The sequence below is a fragment of the Enterococcus sp. AZ040 genome (assembly GCF_050499185.1).
Taxonomy (GTDB): Bacteria; Bacillota; Bacilli; order Lactobacillales; family Enterococcaceae; genus Enterococcus_D; species Enterococcus_D entomosocium.
Window position 1 is genome coordinate 1,951,293 of sequence record NZ_JBMHEW010000001.1, and the last position, 16,419, is coordinate 1,967,711.

Annotated in this window: 17 protein-coding genes; 2 read left to right on the top strand and 15 right to left on the bottom strand. The window is 43.2% G+C overall.

All coding sequences use genetic code 11. The annotated features are described in order from the left end of the window. Window position 1: 1 nt before the first annotated feature. From glyQ to IGK63_RS09065, 4 genes are all read right to left on the bottom strand, one after another. Entirely contained in the window at window positions 2–913 is a 912-nt protein-coding gene (gene glyQ, locus IGK63_RS09050) for a glycine--tRNA ligase subunit alpha (RefSeq protein ID WP_005225852.1), read from the bottom strand. Window positions 914–928: 15 nt separating this feature from the next. Further along, on the bottom strand, window positions 929–1,168 hold the full coding sequence (locus tag IGK63_RS09055; protein ID WP_008378255.1) for a hypothetical protein: 240 nt from the start codon (window positions 1,166–1,168) through the stop codon (window positions 929–931). Between the two features lie 299 nt (window positions 1,169–1,467). Further along, window positions 1,468–3,225, bottom strand: coding sequence for a glycoside hydrolase family 35 protein (locus tag IGK63_RS09060; RefSeq protein ID WP_005235498.1), 1,758 nt, complete (start codon window positions 3,223–3,225; stop codon window positions 1,468–1,470). Further along, window positions 3,225–5,237 carry a beta-galactosidase gene (locus IGK63_RS09065; protein ID WP_016612210.1) on the bottom strand — a complete coding sequence of 671 codons (2,013 nt, stop codon included), beginning with the start codon at window positions 5,235–5,237 and terminating at the stop codon, window positions 3,225–3,227. The genes IGK63_RS09060 and IGK63_RS09065 overlap by 1 nt, the downstream gene beginning before the upstream one ends. Before the next feature lie 121 nt (window positions 5,238–5,358). Between IGK63_RS09065 and IGK63_RS09070 the strand changes: the two genes are divergently transcribed. Continuing rightward, complete coding sequence (locus IGK63_RS09070; protein WP_008378261.1) at window positions 5,359–6,165, top strand: AraC family transcriptional regulator; 807 nt, start codon at window positions 5,359–5,361, stop codon at window positions 6,163–6,165. Here the strand turns inward: IGK63_RS09070 and recO are convergent. From recO to IGK63_RS09115, 9 genes are all read right to left on the bottom strand, one after another. Continuing rightward, entirely contained in the window at window positions 6,159–6,932 is a 774-nt protein-coding gene (recO, locus tag IGK63_RS09075) for a DNA repair protein RecO (protein ID WP_005235491.1), read from the bottom strand. The two genes, IGK63_RS09070 and recO, sit on opposite strands and share 7 nt — an antisense overlap. 93 nt (window positions 6,933–7,025) lie before the next feature. Continuing rightward, a complete protein-coding gene (era, locus tag IGK63_RS09080; protein WP_008378264.1) occupies window positions 7,026–7,925 on the bottom strand; it encodes a GTPase Era in 900 nt (299 codons plus the stop codon). 35 nt (window positions 7,926–7,960) lie between these two features. Beyond that, entirely contained in the window at window positions 7,961–8,350 is a 390-nt protein-coding gene (locus IGK63_RS09085) for a diacylglycerol kinase family protein (protein ID WP_016612211.1), read from the bottom strand. Next, window positions 8,334–8,810, bottom strand: a complete 477-nt coding sequence (ybeY, locus tag IGK63_RS09090; RefSeq protein ID WP_008378268.1) for an rRNA maturation RNase YbeY — start codon at window positions 8,808–8,810, stop codon at window positions 8,334–8,336. Before ybeY ends, IGK63_RS09085 begins: the two co-directional genes overlap by 17 nt. After that, window positions 8,810–11,011, bottom strand: coding sequence for an HD family phosphohydrolase (locus IGK63_RS09095; protein ID WP_016612212.1), 2,202 nt, complete (start codon window positions 11,009–11,011; stop codon window positions 8,810–8,812). The genes ybeY and IGK63_RS09095 overlap by 1 nt, the downstream gene beginning before the upstream one ends. A 21-nt stretch (window positions 11,012–11,032) precedes the next feature. Continuing rightward, a complete protein-coding gene (locus tag IGK63_RS09100) occupies window positions 11,033–11,992 on the bottom strand; it encodes a PhoH family protein (RefSeq protein WP_016612213.1) in 960 nt (319 codons plus the stop codon). A gap of 186 nt (window positions 11,993–12,178) precedes the next feature. Then, a complete protein-coding gene (locus IGK63_RS09105; RefSeq protein WP_005235483.1) occupies window positions 12,179–12,628 on the bottom strand; it encodes a GatB/YqeY domain-containing protein in 450 nt (149 codons plus the stop codon). Window positions 12,629–12,661: 33 nt separating this feature from the next. After that, window positions 12,662–12,838 (bottom strand): 30S ribosomal protein S21, encoded by a 177-nt coding sequence (rpsU, locus tag IGK63_RS09110; protein ID WP_002356740.1) that lies wholly within the window; start codon window positions 12,836–12,838, stop codon window positions 12,662–12,664. 160 nt (window positions 12,839–12,998) lie between these two features. Further along, window positions 12,999–13,430: a Fur family transcriptional regulator gene (locus IGK63_RS09115; protein WP_008378408.1), complete on the bottom strand. Its 432-nt coding sequence runs from the start codon at window positions 13,428–13,430 to the stop codon at window positions 12,999–13,001. Window positions 13,431–13,525: 95 nt separating this feature from the next. On the opposite strand from IGK63_RS09115, the gene IGK63_RS09120 reads away from it, so the two are divergent. Beyond that, window positions 13,526–14,413 carry a pyruvate, water dikinase regulatory protein gene (locus tag IGK63_RS09120; protein ID WP_008378409.1) on the top strand — a complete coding sequence of 296 codons (888 nt, stop codon included), beginning with the start codon at window positions 13,526–13,528 and terminating at the stop codon, window positions 14,411–14,413. Between the two features lie 79 nt (window positions 14,414–14,492). Here IGK63_RS09120 and thrB read toward each other — a convergent pair whose 3' ends face one another. Both thrB and thrC read right to left on the bottom strand, forming a co-directional pair. Continuing rightward, complete coding sequence (gene thrB, locus IGK63_RS09125; RefSeq protein WP_008378411.1) at window positions 14,493–15,362, bottom strand: homoserine kinase; 870 nt, start codon at window positions 15,360–15,362, stop codon at window positions 14,493–14,495. Next, a complete protein-coding gene (thrC, locus tag IGK63_RS09130; protein ID WP_005235476.1) occupies window positions 15,359–16,417 on the bottom strand; it encodes a threonine synthase in 1,059 nt (352 codons plus the stop codon). Before thrC ends, thrB begins: the two co-directional genes overlap by 4 nt. Between the last annotated feature and the right edge of the window lie 2 nt (window positions 16,418–16,419).

Genomic DNA, 16,419 nt, shown 5'->3' on the forward strand with positions numbered 1-16,419 from the left:
CTTATTTTCCCTCCTCAATCAGTTTTTGCGCCACTTCTGGATCAAGCAATGGATAACCGAGGTTTTCCCGTTCTGCTACAAATAGTTTTGCTACTTGACGGGCCATATTACGGATACGTGCGAGGTACCCAGCACGTTCAGTGACGGAGACTGCGCCACGAGCATCCAACAGGTTGAAGGTATGGCTGCATTTTAAGATATAGTCGTAAGCTGGATGAACTAAGCGTTCATCGATACAGCGTTTTGCTTCTTTTTCAAAACGATCGAAGTTCCCTAAAAGCAAGTCTTGGTCACTGACTTCAAAGGAGTATTTTGAATGTTCATACTCAGGTTGGCGGAAAATCTCACCATATTTGACACCTGCAGACCATTCAAGATCGTAGACACTTTCAACTTCTTGAATATAAGATGCTAGACGTTCTAAGCCGTAAGTGATCTCTGATGTCACTGGCTTACACGCTAAGCCACCAACTTGTTGGAAGTAAGTAAACTGGGTGATCTCCATCCCATCTAACCAAACTTCCCAACCAAGACCTGCACAACCCATTGAGGGGTTTTCCCAGTTATCTTCGACGAAACGAATATCATGTTCTAATGGATCGATCCCTAAAAGACGCAAGCTTTCTAAATAAAGCTCTTGGATATTTTCAGGAGAGGGCTTCATCACGACTTGGAACTGGTGGTGCTGATACAAACGATTTGGGTTTTCCCCGTAGCGGCCATCAGCTGGACGGCGAGAAGGTTCTACGTAAGCGGCGTTCCATGGTTCTGGACCGATTGCACGTAAAAATGTGTATGGGCTCATGGTTCCAGCCCCTTTTTCTGTATCATAGGCCTGCATCAGCATACAGCCGTTTTCAGACCAGAATTTTTGCAAAGTCAAAATCATCTCTTGCACAGTTAGTTTACTCATCTTTTTCTTCCTTTCTTATAACGCATTGACGACAGGATAAAACTCGACAACTGATCCGGGGATCAATTTTACTTCGACCACGGCATCTGCTTCTAAAATATCAGATAAGTCGTAAAGCATTTGGTCTGGACTCGTTGTAAATTCATGTAAAAGCTGTTCATCCTTTAAAAGTCGAACCTGCAGTGGAATACTTGCTAATACTTTGAGCTTTTTTTCGGTAAACGCACTTGCTGGAATCGTCATATCAAATAACATAAAAAAACCTCCTTTGTTTTTGGCTATTCTTGGTGTGAATCATAAAAAAGTCCCTATATCTATACAAAGTGTATAGATATAGGGACGATACATTCGCGGTTCCACCCTACTTCCGACAAGTCGGCAGCTTCATTGATCATGCTCACGGACGCCTGCGAAATAAGGTTCCAACTTGGCTTTCACTCTCCCAAGTTCGCTTCATGGAATGGTCTTCTTTCTTTCTTCCGGTCATAGCACGGATTCGATTACCCTTATGATAGTAGTTGAAGCTAGGGTTTGTCAATGATTAATTTGAACTTTTATCCTTCTGGACCTAAATCCGCCTGATCATGAAAGACGATCTCATCAGCGATTTTCCCATCACTTTCAAAAACAATGATCTCATTCATTCCAGTTTTTAAAAACGGCGCCGGGACGTACAAGCGCTGCTGCGGTCCTTTTTCCCAGAAACGGCCGATCATATGACCATTGACTTGGACAAACCCTTTGCCCCAGCCCGGCAATTCGATAAAGGTATCTGCACATTCATCAAAAACACATTCAAAGCGTGAGAAACTTGGTTGGCCTTTTTGCCATTTCCCTTGGAAATCAATGGCATGCAAATTATCCATCGGCAAGGGATAGATTTCCCAGTTGCTTTGGAATGCGCCATTAATGATCACACCGTCTTTAATGCCTTTGTGCTGATGGTTCATTTTAACGGAATAATTGACCCGCCCCATATTCTCCACCAAGATCCCCAACTCGTTTTCTGATTCTGATAGATCGAAACTGTAGGATTGACCGATTTCTCGATCGTAATCGATGCGCAAAAGTTCCTGGTTGATAAACGTATGGGCACGATCCATCGTATTGATCAGACGGTAGTCGGCAATCTTCCGTGCAGGCCCAATCAGTGAGCGATAGTAGATATAACCTGTCGCTTGATTGCAGGCTTCCATCGATAAAGGGTAATTCCTTATGATCGGTTGACTGATCGTGTCGATCGTCGAAAACAAGGAGACTCGTTCTTTCACTGAGAATGTTCCATAAGCTTTTCGCTCAAGTTTCATACTCAAGGGAAACTCAGGAATTTCCGCATAGTCAGCGATCACTTTTTTGAAGGCTTGGTATTTGGCAGTAGGTTCTCCCCATTCTGTCAACAAGGCATCATAATCATAGCTAGTGACATCCGGTGCTAAGCGCTCGTAATAGTTTGACCCGTTCATAAAGCCAAAATTGGTCCCGCCATGGAACATATAAATATTGACAGAACCTTCTGCCAAGCAATCCTGAAGTTCCTTTACTGCATCAGCCGTTGATGTTGTATGATGATGGTCATCACCCCAAGCATCAAACCAGCCGATCCAAAATTCCATGACCATCAGTGGCCGTTTTTCTCCGTGAAATCTTCGAAGTTTTTCAAAGTTTTCCTTGATGTTGGAGCCGCAGTTGATCGTAGGCAATGCCAAGTCTTTGATAGTGCCGTTTTCTAACATATCGTGCCAAGGTCCGTCAGAGGTCACTAACGGCGTTTCTACACCCTGTTGCCGCATCGCAGCCACCATTTTCCGCAAATACTCTTTATCATTGGCGTAGCTGCCGTATTCATTTTCTACTTGCATCATTAAAATCGGACCGCCTTGGGTGATCTGCAGATCCCGCACTTGTGGAAACAAATGGGCGAAATAACGAGTGATTTTTTCCATAAATGGTGGATAATCAAACCGAAGCTTCATCATGGGATCTTGCAAAAGCCAATAAGGCAGTCCCCCAAATTCCCATTCTGCACAAATATAAGGTGCTGGTCGCAAAATGACATAAAGCCCTACTTCTTGTGCCGTTTGGATAAATCGCCGCAAATCAAGGATCCCCTCAAATTGATAGACGCCTTCCTGTGCTTCATGGAGATTCCACGGAACATAGGTTTCCACAGTATTACAACCCATCAAGCGTAGTTTCTCTAATCGATCTTGCCAATATTCAGGAACGACCCGAAAATAATGGATCGCTCCAGAGATCACTTTGAACGGCTTTTTGTCTAGATAAAAGTCATCTTCGATAGCAAAAGTTCGCATCAGTTACGCTCCTCTTTGACGATATAGGTGGTGTATTGTGTCAGCATCATTTCTGAAGAAAGAACCTCACCCGTCAGAAGATCCGTCTTTCCAACAAACATTGCTGGCAACGGTTGTGCTTCTTCGTGGAAATTGATGATAACGAAGAATTTCGCCTCTGCATTTTCACGACAGGCAACTTCTAGTTTTGTTGCTTCCTCGATCACTGGGGTGATATCGTTTTCTTCGACAATCGTTTTGAAAAGCTGATCTTGCAGCTGATCTTCCAACTGTCCACCAAAGTAATAGACGGTGCCATCGCCAAACATATTTTTCGTCACTGCCGGCATTCCTGCATAGAAATTGCTTGTGTAATGCGCTAGCGCTTCGGCGGTTTCTAAATGGATCAAATCGCTGACTAAATTACTGGTTCCTGTCAGTTCTTCATTGACTAAGGAAACGACGTTTGATTGTTCTGGGGCTAATGCATCGATTTCTTCCACCCAGATGCCAGCTAACTCCCGCAATGGCCCAGGATAGCCCCCTAAGTGAACGTTGTCAGATTGATCAACGATACCGCTCATATACGTGGTAAGTAAAGAACCACCTTGTTTGACGAAATCAGTGAGCCGCTCTTGCATTCCTTCTTTGATCATGTAGAGAACAGGTGCTGCGACTAATTTGTATTTTGATAAGTCAGCATCCACGGGAACCAAGTCGACGGCAATATTTTGTTCATGAAAATAACGATAGTAGCGATGGATCTGTTCTACATACTTCAGATCAACGGTCGGACCACTCGTATATTCTAATGCCCAATAATTGTCCCAATCGAAAATCACGGCAACCTGTGCTTGAGTTTGCGTCCCAATAATGTCTGAAAGCTGCGCTAATTCAGCACCAAGAGCTGCCGTTTCTCGGAAAACTCGCGTGTCTTCATGACCGACATGTTCGATAACAGCTCCATGGAATTTCTCACAAGCACCAATGGAACGTCGCAATTGGAAGTATTGGATCGTATCTGCCCCATGAGCAATCGTTTGATAGCTTTGCGCCCGCATCTGTCCTGGTTTTTTTAATGAATTATAAGGCTGCCAGTTTTGTTGGGAAGGTGTTTGTTCCATCAGCATAAAGGGTTGCTGTTTTAACCCGCGCATCAAATCATGGGTCATGGCTACTAAGCTCCATGGCGTATTGTATGATGGATAATTATCCCACGAAACAAGGTCCATTTCCTTTGCCCACTTGAAATAATCCAGTCCTTTAAAGGTTCCCATCAAATTCGTTGTAATCGGTGTTGTGGGATCGATTTTCCGAATAGCGTCCCGCTCCATCATGTAGTTTTTTAAAAGACTATCCGAGTTGAACCGCCGGTAGTCAATAGAAATTCCTGCAAATGCCGTCTTGTCATAGCCGATTCCTTCTGACAGCGCATTTGGCAGCACGATTTCATCCCATTCATACACGGTATGACCCCAAAATTCCATATTCCAGGCTTTATTCAGTGCTTCGATCGTATGATATTTATCCTTTAACCAGACACGAAACGCTTTTTCACAGTTGTCGCAATAACATTCGCCGCCGTATTCATTATTGATGTGCCAACAAGTCACTTGTGGATTTTCGCCGTAACGTTCGGCTAATTTCGTTGCCAAGCGTTCTGCGTATTTTTGATAAACCAAACTGTTGGGACAGGCATTGTGCCGTTGCCCAAACTTATGATGGCGTCCATCATAATCGGTGCGAGCGACTTCTGGATACTTCTTAAACATCCAAGCTGGCAAAGCAGCTGTGGAAGTGGCTAAGACGATGTCGAAGCCCTCCGTACTTAATTTTTCGATGATTTGATCCAATTCCTCAAAATCATAACAATTTTCAAAGGGTTGGATCTTTGCCCATGAAAAAACATTGACGGTCGCGCTATTGATACTTGCTTTTTTAAAGATCCGAATGTCTTCTTCCCAAATCTCTTTCGGCCACTGATTTGGATTATAATCGCCGCCGAATAGAATTCGATCAAAAAATTTTGTCATATAAGTGAACGCTCCTTTAAAATAAAATGATTTCTACTCTCTTATTGTAAGGCTTTTCATTTTGTTGTAGTATAATACATGAAACACTATTTTATAACTTTTCGAAACATGGAGGTTGAACATGCCTATTTATTTTTATCAAACAAACCAGCAGTTGCCTTTGTCGCTTGAAAGTATCGGAAACGATTGGCCACAAGATGACGTTGTTCGTCTCGATGGCTACCCTTACTTTCATTGGCTGCAGACAGAACAAGGAGAAGGTCGCGTCACCTTTGGTCAAGAATCCTTTATTTTACGTCCCAGTGAAGGCATCTTGATTTTCCCTTTCACTCCTCATCGCTACTATCCCTTATCAGATTGGAAAACCTCCTTCGCTACCTTTCAAGGACCTTTGGCAGCTGAGATATTAAAACAATTTACAAGTCAACCTTATCTTTTAGTTGAAGAGTCTAAAACTTTTTCCTATATGACTTGGATCAAACAACGCATTAAAGAAGACCAAAAAATAAGCTGGGATCCGTTACGGGCTTCTAGTGAGTGTTATCGTTTTTTGCTGGCGATCATGCAAGAGCGCTCTGGGAATCCAACCGAAAAACACCCCTTGTTTCAACAATATCTGGTCCCTGTTATACAAGAAATCGAAACCAATTATGATCAGGCGATCACGATCAAAAAATTGGCTGGTTTAGTCTATGTTTCGCCTCAATATCTCTCTCGGTTGTTCCAGCGTTTTTTAGGACAATCCACCGCCCAATACTTATTAAACTATCGCATGACCCGTGCCAAAGAGCTTTTGGTGGCACAGCCGGATCTGCCCATTCAGCAAGCCGCTTTTGCTGTAGGGTTTCAGGATGCGAGTCACTTTACCGCATTATTCAAAAAAAGAGTCGGCTTAACTCCATTGAAGTTTCGCCAACTCTATCATTGATTTTTCGGTTTTAAGACGTCTTGCCATTGCCCCATCTGATCGATAAACTTCTTACTTTTTAAATGAATGCCCACATATTCATCATACAATAGATCGATCACTTGTCGAATCGCTGCTTTCGTTTCTGGCTTTAATTTGATCGAAGCAATCTGCTCGTAGGATATTTGCGAAAATAAGCGAATAAAATGGATCGCACGAGAATCCGCATGATAGCGACGTTCGTCCATCCCCCAGTGTTGTTCGCATAAAATACCGCTATACTTTGAGGAATAGTCAAACCGACCGTCGGTTTTTCCGCAGATGGCACAATGGGTCCAATTCGGAGTGATCCCGAAACGGTGCAAAATCTGGATCTCAAAGATATTGGTGATGATCTCTGCGTCGTTCCCTTGATCCATTAAGTGCAATGCCTCATGTAAAAATTGGTATAGATGTGGGTCATAGACCCGATCATCGATAGCAGAATCAGCCAAATTCAACAAGTAGGTCGCATAACCAGCAATAAAAATATCACTTTGGATCGTACGAAAAGGATGGATGTCTTTGGCATTGTTTAAAAAGGACAAGCCTTCCGTTTTGATGGTTCCCATGTAGGTGGCTTCAGTATAGGAGAGCAACGCTGGTGCCAAGGGGTTATTTTTCCGATGAGCACCCTTGACATAAAACATTTGCTTCCCGGCAGATTCCGTAAAGATTTTGACTAGCTTGTCTTTTTCTTTATGGTCCTTTGAAAAAAGCAAAATTCCTTTTGTTTCAACAAGATTCATCGTCGCACCTCATTTCTTGAAAAAAACTGATCCAGTTCGCTAACTGCATCAGTTTTTCCTCTTTAAAGCAGACCGTGATGGATCTGCCTTTCCTTAATACTCATCTTTACGATAGCCGTAATCCGTTAAGAAGGTTTGCTTGTCGCGCCAATCTTTTTGAACTTTCACCCATAATTCCAAGAAGACTTTGTCATCTAGTAAGTGTTCAATATCTAGACGGGCTTTCGTCCCGATCTGCTTCAGCATTTTACCGCCTTTACCGATGATAATGCCTTTTTGGCTGTCACGTTCGACAATGATCGTCGCTTGAATATGCACCTTATCATTATGATCTCGTTTCATGGAGTCAACGACGACCGCTACCGAGTGAGGCACTTCATCTCTGGTCAGCAGCAAGACTTTTTCCCGTACCAGCTCGGAAACGATAAAGTATTCCGGATGGTCAGTGATTTGATCTTCTGGGAAATACTGAGGACCTTCAGGCATTTCATCGACCAATAGTTTCATTAGCGTTTCGAAATTATTGCCTTCCGTTGCAGAAATCGGTACGATCTCGGCAAAGTCCATTTGTGAGGAGTAATCTTCAATGATTGCCAATAAAGCATCCGGATGGACTTTATCAATTTTATTGATCACTAGGAAAACCGGCGTCTGGCTTTGACGCAACCGTTCGATGATAAAATCATCACCCTTGCCGCGCTTTTGATCGGCACTGATCATAAATAGTGTCACGTCAACTTCACGAAGTGCGCTATAGGCGGTTTCCACCATAAAATCGCCTAGACGGTGTTTGGGTTTATGGATCCCTGGTGTATCGATAAAGATGAGCTGTGCGTCATCTGTCGTATAGACCCCTTGGATTTTATTACGAGTCGTTTGCGCCTTGTCACTCATGATAGCGATTTTTTGTCCTACAACTCGATTTAGTAGTGTGGATTTCCCAACATTTGGCCGTCCGACGATCGCAACGAAGCCTGATTTGTGTGTTGTCATTGTTGTTCCCCTTTATCTTGTGGTTTTAGTGCGTATCAGAAGAGCTGCAGCAATTTTGGCAAGAAGATGATCGCTGCGACCACTAATGCAAAAACTGCGGTCATCAGCACAGCACCAGCTGCCATATCTTTGATTTTTTTCCCGATTGGATGGAAATGAAAGTCCGTAAACATGTCAACGACATTCTCAAAGACTGTATTGATGATCTCCACGATCCAGACCAAGAAAACGGCTAACAGCAGCCAAAGCCATTCCATTTGATTCAAACGGAAAATAAAACCTGCAATGATCGCAACGATGCCTAACCCAACATGTTTACGCATATTACGTTCCTCTTTAAAGACGGTTTTTATACCGGTGAAAGCAAATTCGATTGACGAGATAAACTGTTTATTTTTCCCAATATTCTTATCTTTTGAGTCCATAGGCATCCAGTATTTCCTTTTGCAATCCAAACATTTCCTTTTCATCTTCTGGTGTCATATGATCATAGCCATTGATATGCAAGAAACCATGCAGCGCCAAGAAACCAAGTTCCCGATCATAGGTATGCCCATATTCAGCAGCTTGTTCCTTTGCCCGTTCTATGGAGATCATAATGTCTCCTAGATCACGAGGCATCTCTTCAAGGGCTTCGTCAAAAATAATCGGCATCTCCTCCGCCGTTTCTTCTTCGAAGGCAAAACTGATGACATCTGTCGGCATATCTTTGCCGCGATACTCCCGATTGATTTCTTGGATGGCTGCATTGTCCATAAACGTGACGGACATTTCCGTATCCTCTGGAAGGTCTAAATGTCCTGCAGCAAATTGCAGAAGTCCTTCGATCTCTTTGATCTTCGTTTCCCCCACTGAATTTGTCTCATCTAAAAAGGTAATCTCCATTAGCGCTCTCTTCTTTCTTGTTCTTCTTTCATTTTCTCTGCTTCCGATTTCATTTTTGGGTATTTGATCCGTGAATGGAAGGTACTGCATAGTCCGTTGACCAGTGATTTTTCAATCATCCGGATTTCTTTCAACGTTAGTCCCGTTTCATCTAATTGACCGTCTAAGATCCGATCATTGATGAGATTCGCAACAAATTCTTGAATTTTTTGATTGGTCGGATTTTCCATCGCTCGAACAGCTGCTTCACAACTGTCAGCGATACTCACGACACCCGCTTCTCGTGTCTGCGGTTTTGGCCCAGGATAACGGAAATCTTCTTCCGTCACCTCGGGATTACGCTCTTGAGCTTTTACATAGAAATAACGCATCAGAGTTGTGCCATGGTGTTGACGGCAAATATCGATCACCATCCGCGGCATTTTGGCTTCTTCGAGAATTTCCGCTCCGTCGATCACGTGACCGAAGATGATTTGTTTGCTGTCTTCCGGCAGCAAAAAATTATGCGGGTTTTCGGCACCAGCAGGTAAATTTTCTACGAAGAAATTGGCATGTTTGACTTTGCCAATATCATGGTAATAACAAGCCACGCGGGTCAGTAAGCTTTGCCCACCGATCTCGGCGACGGCATTGGCGCTAAGATTAGCAACCATCATACTGTGATGATAGGTCCCTGGTGCTTCTTCCAGCAACTGCTTCAATAACGGGTGGTTCGGGTTACTCAATTCATTCAACACGATCATACTTTCATCCGTTACCAATAATTCGATATATGGATGCAACCCCATCGTCAGCAAATAGCTAAGAAGCGAGCCGGCCAATCCACAGACGAGTGTTGTCCACGTATTGCCGCGGGCCAAATCCATTCCTTGGAAAATGACCAACATGATGCTTAAGAGTAATGGGAAAACGATCACCCACATGACTGCGATTTTCCCTTGACTGGCGATACGTGCTCGTTTGATCATCGTCCCCATCAACCCAGAGAAGAGATAGGTCACTAAAACAGTCGTCAACAAGTTGGTCCCACTGGAATCAAAGTAAATGAAGAGTGCACTGACCACTTGGAAAATCGCGGCTAATATCCCTAAACGTCTGCTGGAGAAAATGCTTAGAATCAGCGGTGTAAAGGCTGCTGGGAAAAAGAGCGGAATAAAGGTCACTAATTCTGATTGGAACAGTTGGAAAAATTTCATGATCAAGATACTGAATGCCATCGCCAAAATATAAAAAGTGACGGCGTTCATTCGCTTTTCAACATCTTTTGTCTGTCTTGTATAATAAAACAGCATAAGCATTTGTAAGCAGGTCGCTAAAACTAAAGCGATTAATGGAAAAACTGAGAAGGTCTGATTGGTCATTCCTAAAAGCTGCAGCTTTTCCAATGCGTTGGCATCGATCTGTGATCCTTCACGAACAATGATCTCTCCTTGATAGATCATTACCGGTGGAACAGCATCCATGGCGGTTTGTCTCGCTTCTTCCGTCCGCTTTTCATTGGGAATATCATTGACGACGATTCCTTGATTGACAATGAAGCGTAAAACGGACGCCATATCCGAAGTAACATCTAGAAATTGGATCTTGTCTTCCGCCTCTGAGCGGAAAGTACTGAGTTCTGTTTGACGGATCTGTTTGGCCATTTGCTCGTCTACTAGCTGCAACGCATAGGTTCGTACCGTATTCAATTCATCGGTACTTAATGAAAACAATGTCGACAAAAAATTATTCGTCAATGACTGATAGAAATCAAGTTCATCATCACTCATTTTTTCAAACTCTTTTTTTAAGGCTGCGATGTATTCATCCGTACTCGGTTTAGGGATATTTTCATCCTCATCCGCCTCAGCAACTTCTTTTGCATGTGTCTCATCCGTTGATTTTTTGACTGAATCAACTAAGTCAAAAAGGTGGTCGATGCGATCGTGCTGTGTCTGCGCTAGAGTATCCTGATAGGTGTACTCTGGCGGAACCGCTTCTGCTGCCAATTTGCGTTTTTGTTCCGTTGCAGTAGTGTTTTCGATCGTTTTATTGGCACGAATGTTTTCTTCCGCCACCTGGCCTTCACTATAATCGACATTATTCTGTTTGACACTGGTGTACATGATACCAATCGAAAAAAGAAAGAAGAGAAACATCAAAACTGGTAAATAAAACTTCCCGAGTCTTTCTCTAAGTTTCCGTAGTGGTTGAATGATCATAGTTCTCCTCCTGAAAGACGATCAGCGCTTGTCTTTAAGATCTGCTTCTTCATAAGCTCGAATGATATCGGCCACAACTGGGTGCCGCACCACATCTCCTGCTTCAAAATTAGCAAAAGCAATTTTAGGGATCTCCTGCAACGTTCGCTCCGCATGGATCAAACCGCTTAAAGTCCCTTTTGGCAAGTCGATCTGACTCGTATCGCCATTGACGATCATTTTGGAGTTGAATCCTAAACGCGTCAGAAACATTTTCATTTGAGCGATCGTCGTATTTTGCGCTTCATCTAAAATGACAAAGGCATCTTCTAGCGTACGTCCACGCATATATGCCAATGGTGCGATCTCAATGACGCCTCGTTCCATCAGACGGTTCGTATGATCCATCCCAAAAATTTGATACAACGCATCATAAACGGGGCGTAAGTAAGGATCGACTTTTTCTTTCAAATCGCCTGGCAGAAAGCCAAGGTTCTCTCCTGCTTCAACCGCGGGCCGTGTCAAAATAATCTTTTGCACTTGACCTTTCTTTAAAGCAGCGATCGCCATTACGACGGCCAGAAAGGTTTTTCCGGTTCCGGCTGGTCCGACCCCAAAGACCACATCATGTTTACGGACAGCTTCGATATATTTCTTTTGACCGGCATTTTTTGCCCGAATCGGTTTCCCATTACGGTCCTTGATGATTTCTTCTTCATACATATCTTTGAAATAATCAAGACTGCCTTTGTTTACCATGTTCAAAGCTGTGATCACATCAGGAGTACTGATATTGATGCCTCGTTTGATCAACTCTTGCAACGCTCGGATCACGGATTGTGCTTTTTCTGTAGCTTCCGCTTCGCCGACGATTTGGATCAGCTCCCCACGAGTGTGAATGACCGTCCCCGTCGAGTCTTCAATGATTTTAATGTTCTTATCGTGAGCACCTAAGAGTAAACGAACGTCATCGTTCTCACTAAGTGTTATCTCGATCGTCATAGTTTTGTCTGTCAAATATGTTACAGCTCCTTTTTTGGCGTTCTTATTAATAATAACATAAGATGGAAAAAAGAAAAATTACTTATAAAGTCCAAGGGTAGTTTCCTTTTTGTCCTTATGCTTTTTTTAAGTTTTTGAAATCAGAAAAAAAGCCGCGAGCATGTCATCCATACTCGCGGCGTGAGCTTACATTTGATCCAATAATTCTTTAACGATCGCATTGACTTGATTGCCGTCTGCTTTGCCTTTGACTTGCGGCATTACAGCACCCATCACTTTTCCAAATTCTTTGGAAGAAGAAGCACCAGTCTTTTCAATCGCTCCAGCAACGATTTGGCGGATTTCCGCTTCATCAAGTTGTGCTGGCAAATATTTTTCAACAACTGCAATTTCAACTTTGACTTTCTCAGCTAGATCATTTCGGTCAGCTTTCTCAAACTCATGTAAAGAGTCCCGACGTTGCTTCATCTCACGAGATAAAACGGTCAACTCTTCTTCTTCATTCAAGTCAGAACCTTTTTTGATCTGCTCATTTTGAATTGATGCTTTCAACATGCGGATCACCTGCAAGGTTTCCTTGTCTTTGGCTTTCATCGCTGTCTTCATGTCATCATTCAGTGTACTTAGTAGTGTCACACTACCAGCTCCAATTCTCAAAACAGTAGAAAATTAGAATTTTTTGCGTTTTCTAGCTGCTTCAGATTTTTTCTTACGCTTTACGCTAGGTTTTTCGTAAAATTCACGTTTACGAGATTCCTGTAAAGTACCCGCTTTTGACACGGAACGTTTGAAGCGACGAAGAGCATCGTCAAGTGATTCGTTTTTGCGAACGACTGTTTTTGACATGTAAATTCCCTCCCTCCGAGCTTAAAAAGTAACCGTAGTTGTTATTGAAATAAAATCCCAAAAAACACGACTGTCCTTTAAAAATTATAGCTAACCCCTGAAAAAGTGTCAAGGCATTCTGTTAAAAAAGTCTTCGATACTGTCAAGTTTGTTTGGGTTTTCATTGACATTCTTCACAACGACCCAAAATCTCGAAGCGATGACCCTCGATCAAGCAACCGGGAAGCTGTTCTTGAAAGAAGTCCATTGGGCAAATATGCAGTTCTTTTGTTTTGCCACAAACCGTACAAATAAAGTGATGGTGATGATGGTCTTCTAATTCTGCACAACAGTTATAGCGAAACTTCATCTCACCGTTCAGTTCTGTTTCTTCTAAAATACCGATCTCAGAAAAATCGTGCAAATTCCGGTAGATCGTATCATAACTCAAGCCAGGGTACTTTTCCGACATGTATTCATGAATTTCTTTTGCCGGTAAATAGCGATTGCGTTTCACTAAATAGGTAATGATCGCTTCTCTTTTTTTCGTATTTTTAAAGCCATTTTCTTTCAACGTTGTCATGGCATGCTCTATGAGCGTTTGATTTTTCATCGTAGACCCTCCTGATAAATCAAAATCATTCCGATTCTATCAATCTTAAGTATGGTATAATGAAATCAATAAAAAAGCAAGAGAGGATTTTTCTTATGAAGCCAAATGAACCAGAACAACTAGACTTGCAAGAAAAATTGCAAACCAGTGCTGCAGTGACGATGTTCGTTTTGTCGGACTCTGCCGGTGAAACAGCATCGAAGCTTGCCCAAGCGACAATGGCACAGTACCCCAGCGTCGAATTTAACCTTTTTAGACGCACATTTATCCACACGAAAGAGCACTTGATCAAAGCATTATCAGATGCTAAGAAACACAATGCCATTATCCTTCACACTTTGATCAAAGAAGAACTCGTGGATTTGACGAATCATTTTTGTGAAGAAGCGGATCTCTATCATTTCGACGTATTAACACCGCCTGTCAGTGAAGTGGCACGCCGCACTGGAGTAGCACCTTCACGAGAGCCAGGGGCTTTGCACCACCTGAACGAAAATTATTTCAAACGCATCAAAGCCATGGAATTTGCGGTCATGTACGATGACGGAAAAGACCCTCGTGGCTTCTTGGAAGCAGATGTCGTGTTACTAGGGGTTTCTCGAACCTCAAAAACACCGTTGAGTCTATTTTTAGCGAACAAAAACTTAAAAGTCGCTAATTTGCCTTTGGTTCCACAAGCCCACATCCCGAAACAGCTCTGGGAAATCGATCCGAAAAAAATCGTCGGGTTAACAAATGATCCGAATGTGTTAAACAGTATCCGCAAAGAACGGATGCGTTCTTATGGCCTGAACCCTGATTCTGCATATTCCGATATTGAAAAAATCAAAGCAGAGCTGACGTTTGCTAATGATCTTTATGAGAAATTAGGTTGTGTCGTGATCAATGTCGCTTCCCTTTCCATCGAAGAAACCGCCTCAATGATTTTAAATGCATTAAACTTAGAAGACCATAGCTATTACACTTCAGAGACAAAAGACTGATAACGATAACGCAATAAAAAAAGATGAACAGACTGCCGTCTGCTCATCTTTTTTAGAATATCTATCATTTCAAAGTTTTTTAAAAAACTTGCAGCCCTTCACGATCGATTTGTAATTGTTCGATATACGCATTGCTCTCCAAGGCATGTAAAAGTTTTGAGATTCGTTCTGCCCGTTCCTCTGGGACGATCGCTAAGACCGTTGGTCCAGCACCGCTTAAGAAACAGCCATAGCCGCCTTCTTCTTCGCAAATCTGGCGAATGGTCGACAAGTGTGGCACAAGCTTTTCCCGATAGGCTTCATGAAAGCGATCCTGCTGCATCAATTTCCCTGCAAGAGGCAGATTGCCATTGATGACCGCTGCGATCATCACGTTGGCGATCGCACTGGCCTCAACTGCTTGCTCGTGAGAAAGTGTTTGCGGCAAGACTTGACGACTTGCTTCAGTCAAAAGTTCTTCATGAGGAATATAGGCAATGATCTCGCACTCTGGAAAATGATGCTTTACTAAATACGTATGCTTGTGCTGATGGTCATAAGCAGCAACTGCAAAATCTCCATAGATCGCTGGTCCAACATTGTCAGGATGCCCTTCAATGGCAGTTGCGATCTCAAGCTTTTGTGCTGCACTCAGATTCATGTGTGCCATTCGGTTGGCTAGTTCAATACCAGCGACGATCACCGAGGAACTACTGCCTAAGCCTCGTGCCAAAGGAATATCCGAACTCATACGGATCTTCAGGGGTTTCATGTCTGGTGCTAATTTTAGTGCCACACGCAAAAGTAAGTTAGTTTCATCGTTTGGGATCTCTGAGCCTAGCTCATGGATGATTTCCCATGTATCGTTTTCTTTTAAAACTTCGATGAACAAATACTTTGACAGGGCAATCCCGCAGGAATCAAAGCCAGGCCCTAAATTCGCACTGGTTGCAGGAACGCGGATCTTCATAACTTGGCAACTCCTTCACGAAGATGCTGGCGCATTTCTTCTAAATCACTCATCTTATTGATGGTTACTTCTGTCGCTTTGATAGCTGTATCAGGATCCTTCAGACCATTTCCAGTAAAGACGGCAACGACAGTCTCACCTGGTTTGATTTTCCCTGCTTTCACGTGCTGGATGACACCAGCCAGCGATGCAGCTGAGCCTGGTTCAATAAACACACCATCTTGCGCAGCAATTTTACGGTAAGCATTCAAAATTTCCTCATCGGTTACTGCATCGATGTGTCCATTTGATTCATCACGAGCGGCTTCTGCCAACTGCCAGCTGGCTGGATTGCCGATCCGAATCGCTGTAGCGATGGTTTCCGGCTGTTCAATGACTTCCCCACGAACGATGGCAGCCGCACCTTCTGCCTCAAACCCATGCATTCTTGGCAACGTGGTGCCTTTTTTCTCATGCCATTCTTTGAATCCTTTCCAATAAGCCGAGATATTCCCAGCATTGCCGACAGGAATTGCAAGAACATCAGGCGCCTGTCCTAGCTGTTCGCATACTTCAAAGGCAGCTGTTTTTTGTCCTTCTAAACGATAAGGATTGACAGAGTTCACTAATGCCACAGCTTCTGTTTTCGCAATATCCCGGACTGCTTTTAACGCTTCATCAAAGTTTCCTGGAATCGAAATGATGTCCGCTCCATAAACGATCGCTTGCGCCAGTTTCCCCATAGCGATCTTGCCTTCTGGAATGACGACATAAGCTTTGATTCCTGCTCTGGTCGCATAAGCGGCTGCTGCCGCACTGGTATTTCCTGTCGAGGCACAAACGATCGCTTTCGCGCCTTCTTCCACCGCTTTTGCCACCGCCATCACCATGCCGCGGTCTTTAAATGAGCCTGTCGGATTCAGGCCTTCGTATTTTCCATACAATTGGATCCCTAATTCATTTGAAAGACTTGGTAATGGAATCAGAGGTGTATTTCCTTCAGCCAGCGACAATGCTGGGGTATTTTCATTAACTGGGAGATATTCCTTGTATTGATGCAATAATCCTTGATACATGT

Bases quoted from the DNA above. Each gene is read 5' to 3' on its own strand.
- glyQ (WP_005225852.1), bottom strand. From the start codon at position 913: ATGAGTAAACTAACTGTGCAAGAGATGATTTTGACTTTGCAAAAATTC.
- IGK63_RS09055 (WP_008378255.1), bottom strand. From the start codon at position 1,168: ATGTTATTTGATATGACGATTCCAGCAAGTGCGTTTACCGAAAAAAAG.
- IGK63_RS09060 (WP_005235498.1), bottom strand. From the start codon at position 3,225: ATGCGAACTTTTGCTATCGAAGATGACTTTTATCTAGACAAAAAGCCG.
- IGK63_RS09065 (WP_016612210.1), bottom strand. From the start codon at position 5,237: ATGACAAAATTTTTTGATCGAATTCTATTCGGCGGCGATTATAATCCA.
- IGK63_RS09070 (WP_008378261.1), top strand. From the start codon at position 5,359: ATGCCTATTTATTTTTATCAAACAAACCAGCAGTTGCCTTTGTCGCTT.
- recO (WP_005235491.1), bottom strand. From the start codon at position 6,932: ATGAATCTTGTTGAAACAAAAGGAATTTTGCTTTTTTCAAAGGACCAT.
- era (WP_008378264.1), bottom strand. From the start codon at position 7,925: ATGACAACACACAAATCAGGCTTCGTTGCGATCGTCGGACGGCCAAAT.
- IGK63_RS09085 (WP_016612211.1), bottom strand. From the start codon at position 8,350: ATGGACTCAAAAGATAAGAATATTGGGAAAAATAAACAGTTTATCTCG.
- ybeY (WP_008378268.1), bottom strand. From the start codon at position 8,810: ATGGAGATTACCTTTTTAGATGAGACAAATTCAGTGGGGGAAACGAAG.
- IGK63_RS09095 (WP_016612212.1), bottom strand. From the start codon at position 11,011: ATGATCATTCAACCACTACGGAAACTTAGAGAAAGACTCGGGAAGTTT.
- IGK63_RS09100 (WP_016612213.1), bottom strand. From the start codon at position 11,992: ATGACGATCGAGATAACACTTAGTGAGAACGATGACGTTCGTTTACTC.
- rpsU (WP_002356740.1), bottom strand. From the start codon at position 12,838: ATGTCAAAAACAGTCGTTCGCAAAAACGAATCACTTGACGATGCTCTT.
- IGK63_RS09115 (WP_008378408.1), bottom strand. From the start codon at position 13,430: ATGAAAAATCAAACGCTCATAGAGCATGCCATGACAACGTTGAAAGAA.
- IGK63_RS09120 (WP_008378409.1), top strand. From the start codon at position 13,526: ATGAAGCCAAATGAACCAGAACAACTAGACTTGCAAGAAAAATTGCAA.
- thrB (WP_008378411.1), bottom strand. From the start codon at position 15,362: ATGAAGATCCGCGTTCCTGCAACCAGTGCGAATTTAGGGCCTGGCTTT.
- thrC (WP_005235476.1), bottom strand. From the start codon at position 16,417: ATGTATCAAGGATTATTGCATCAATACAAGGAATATCTCCCAGTTAAT.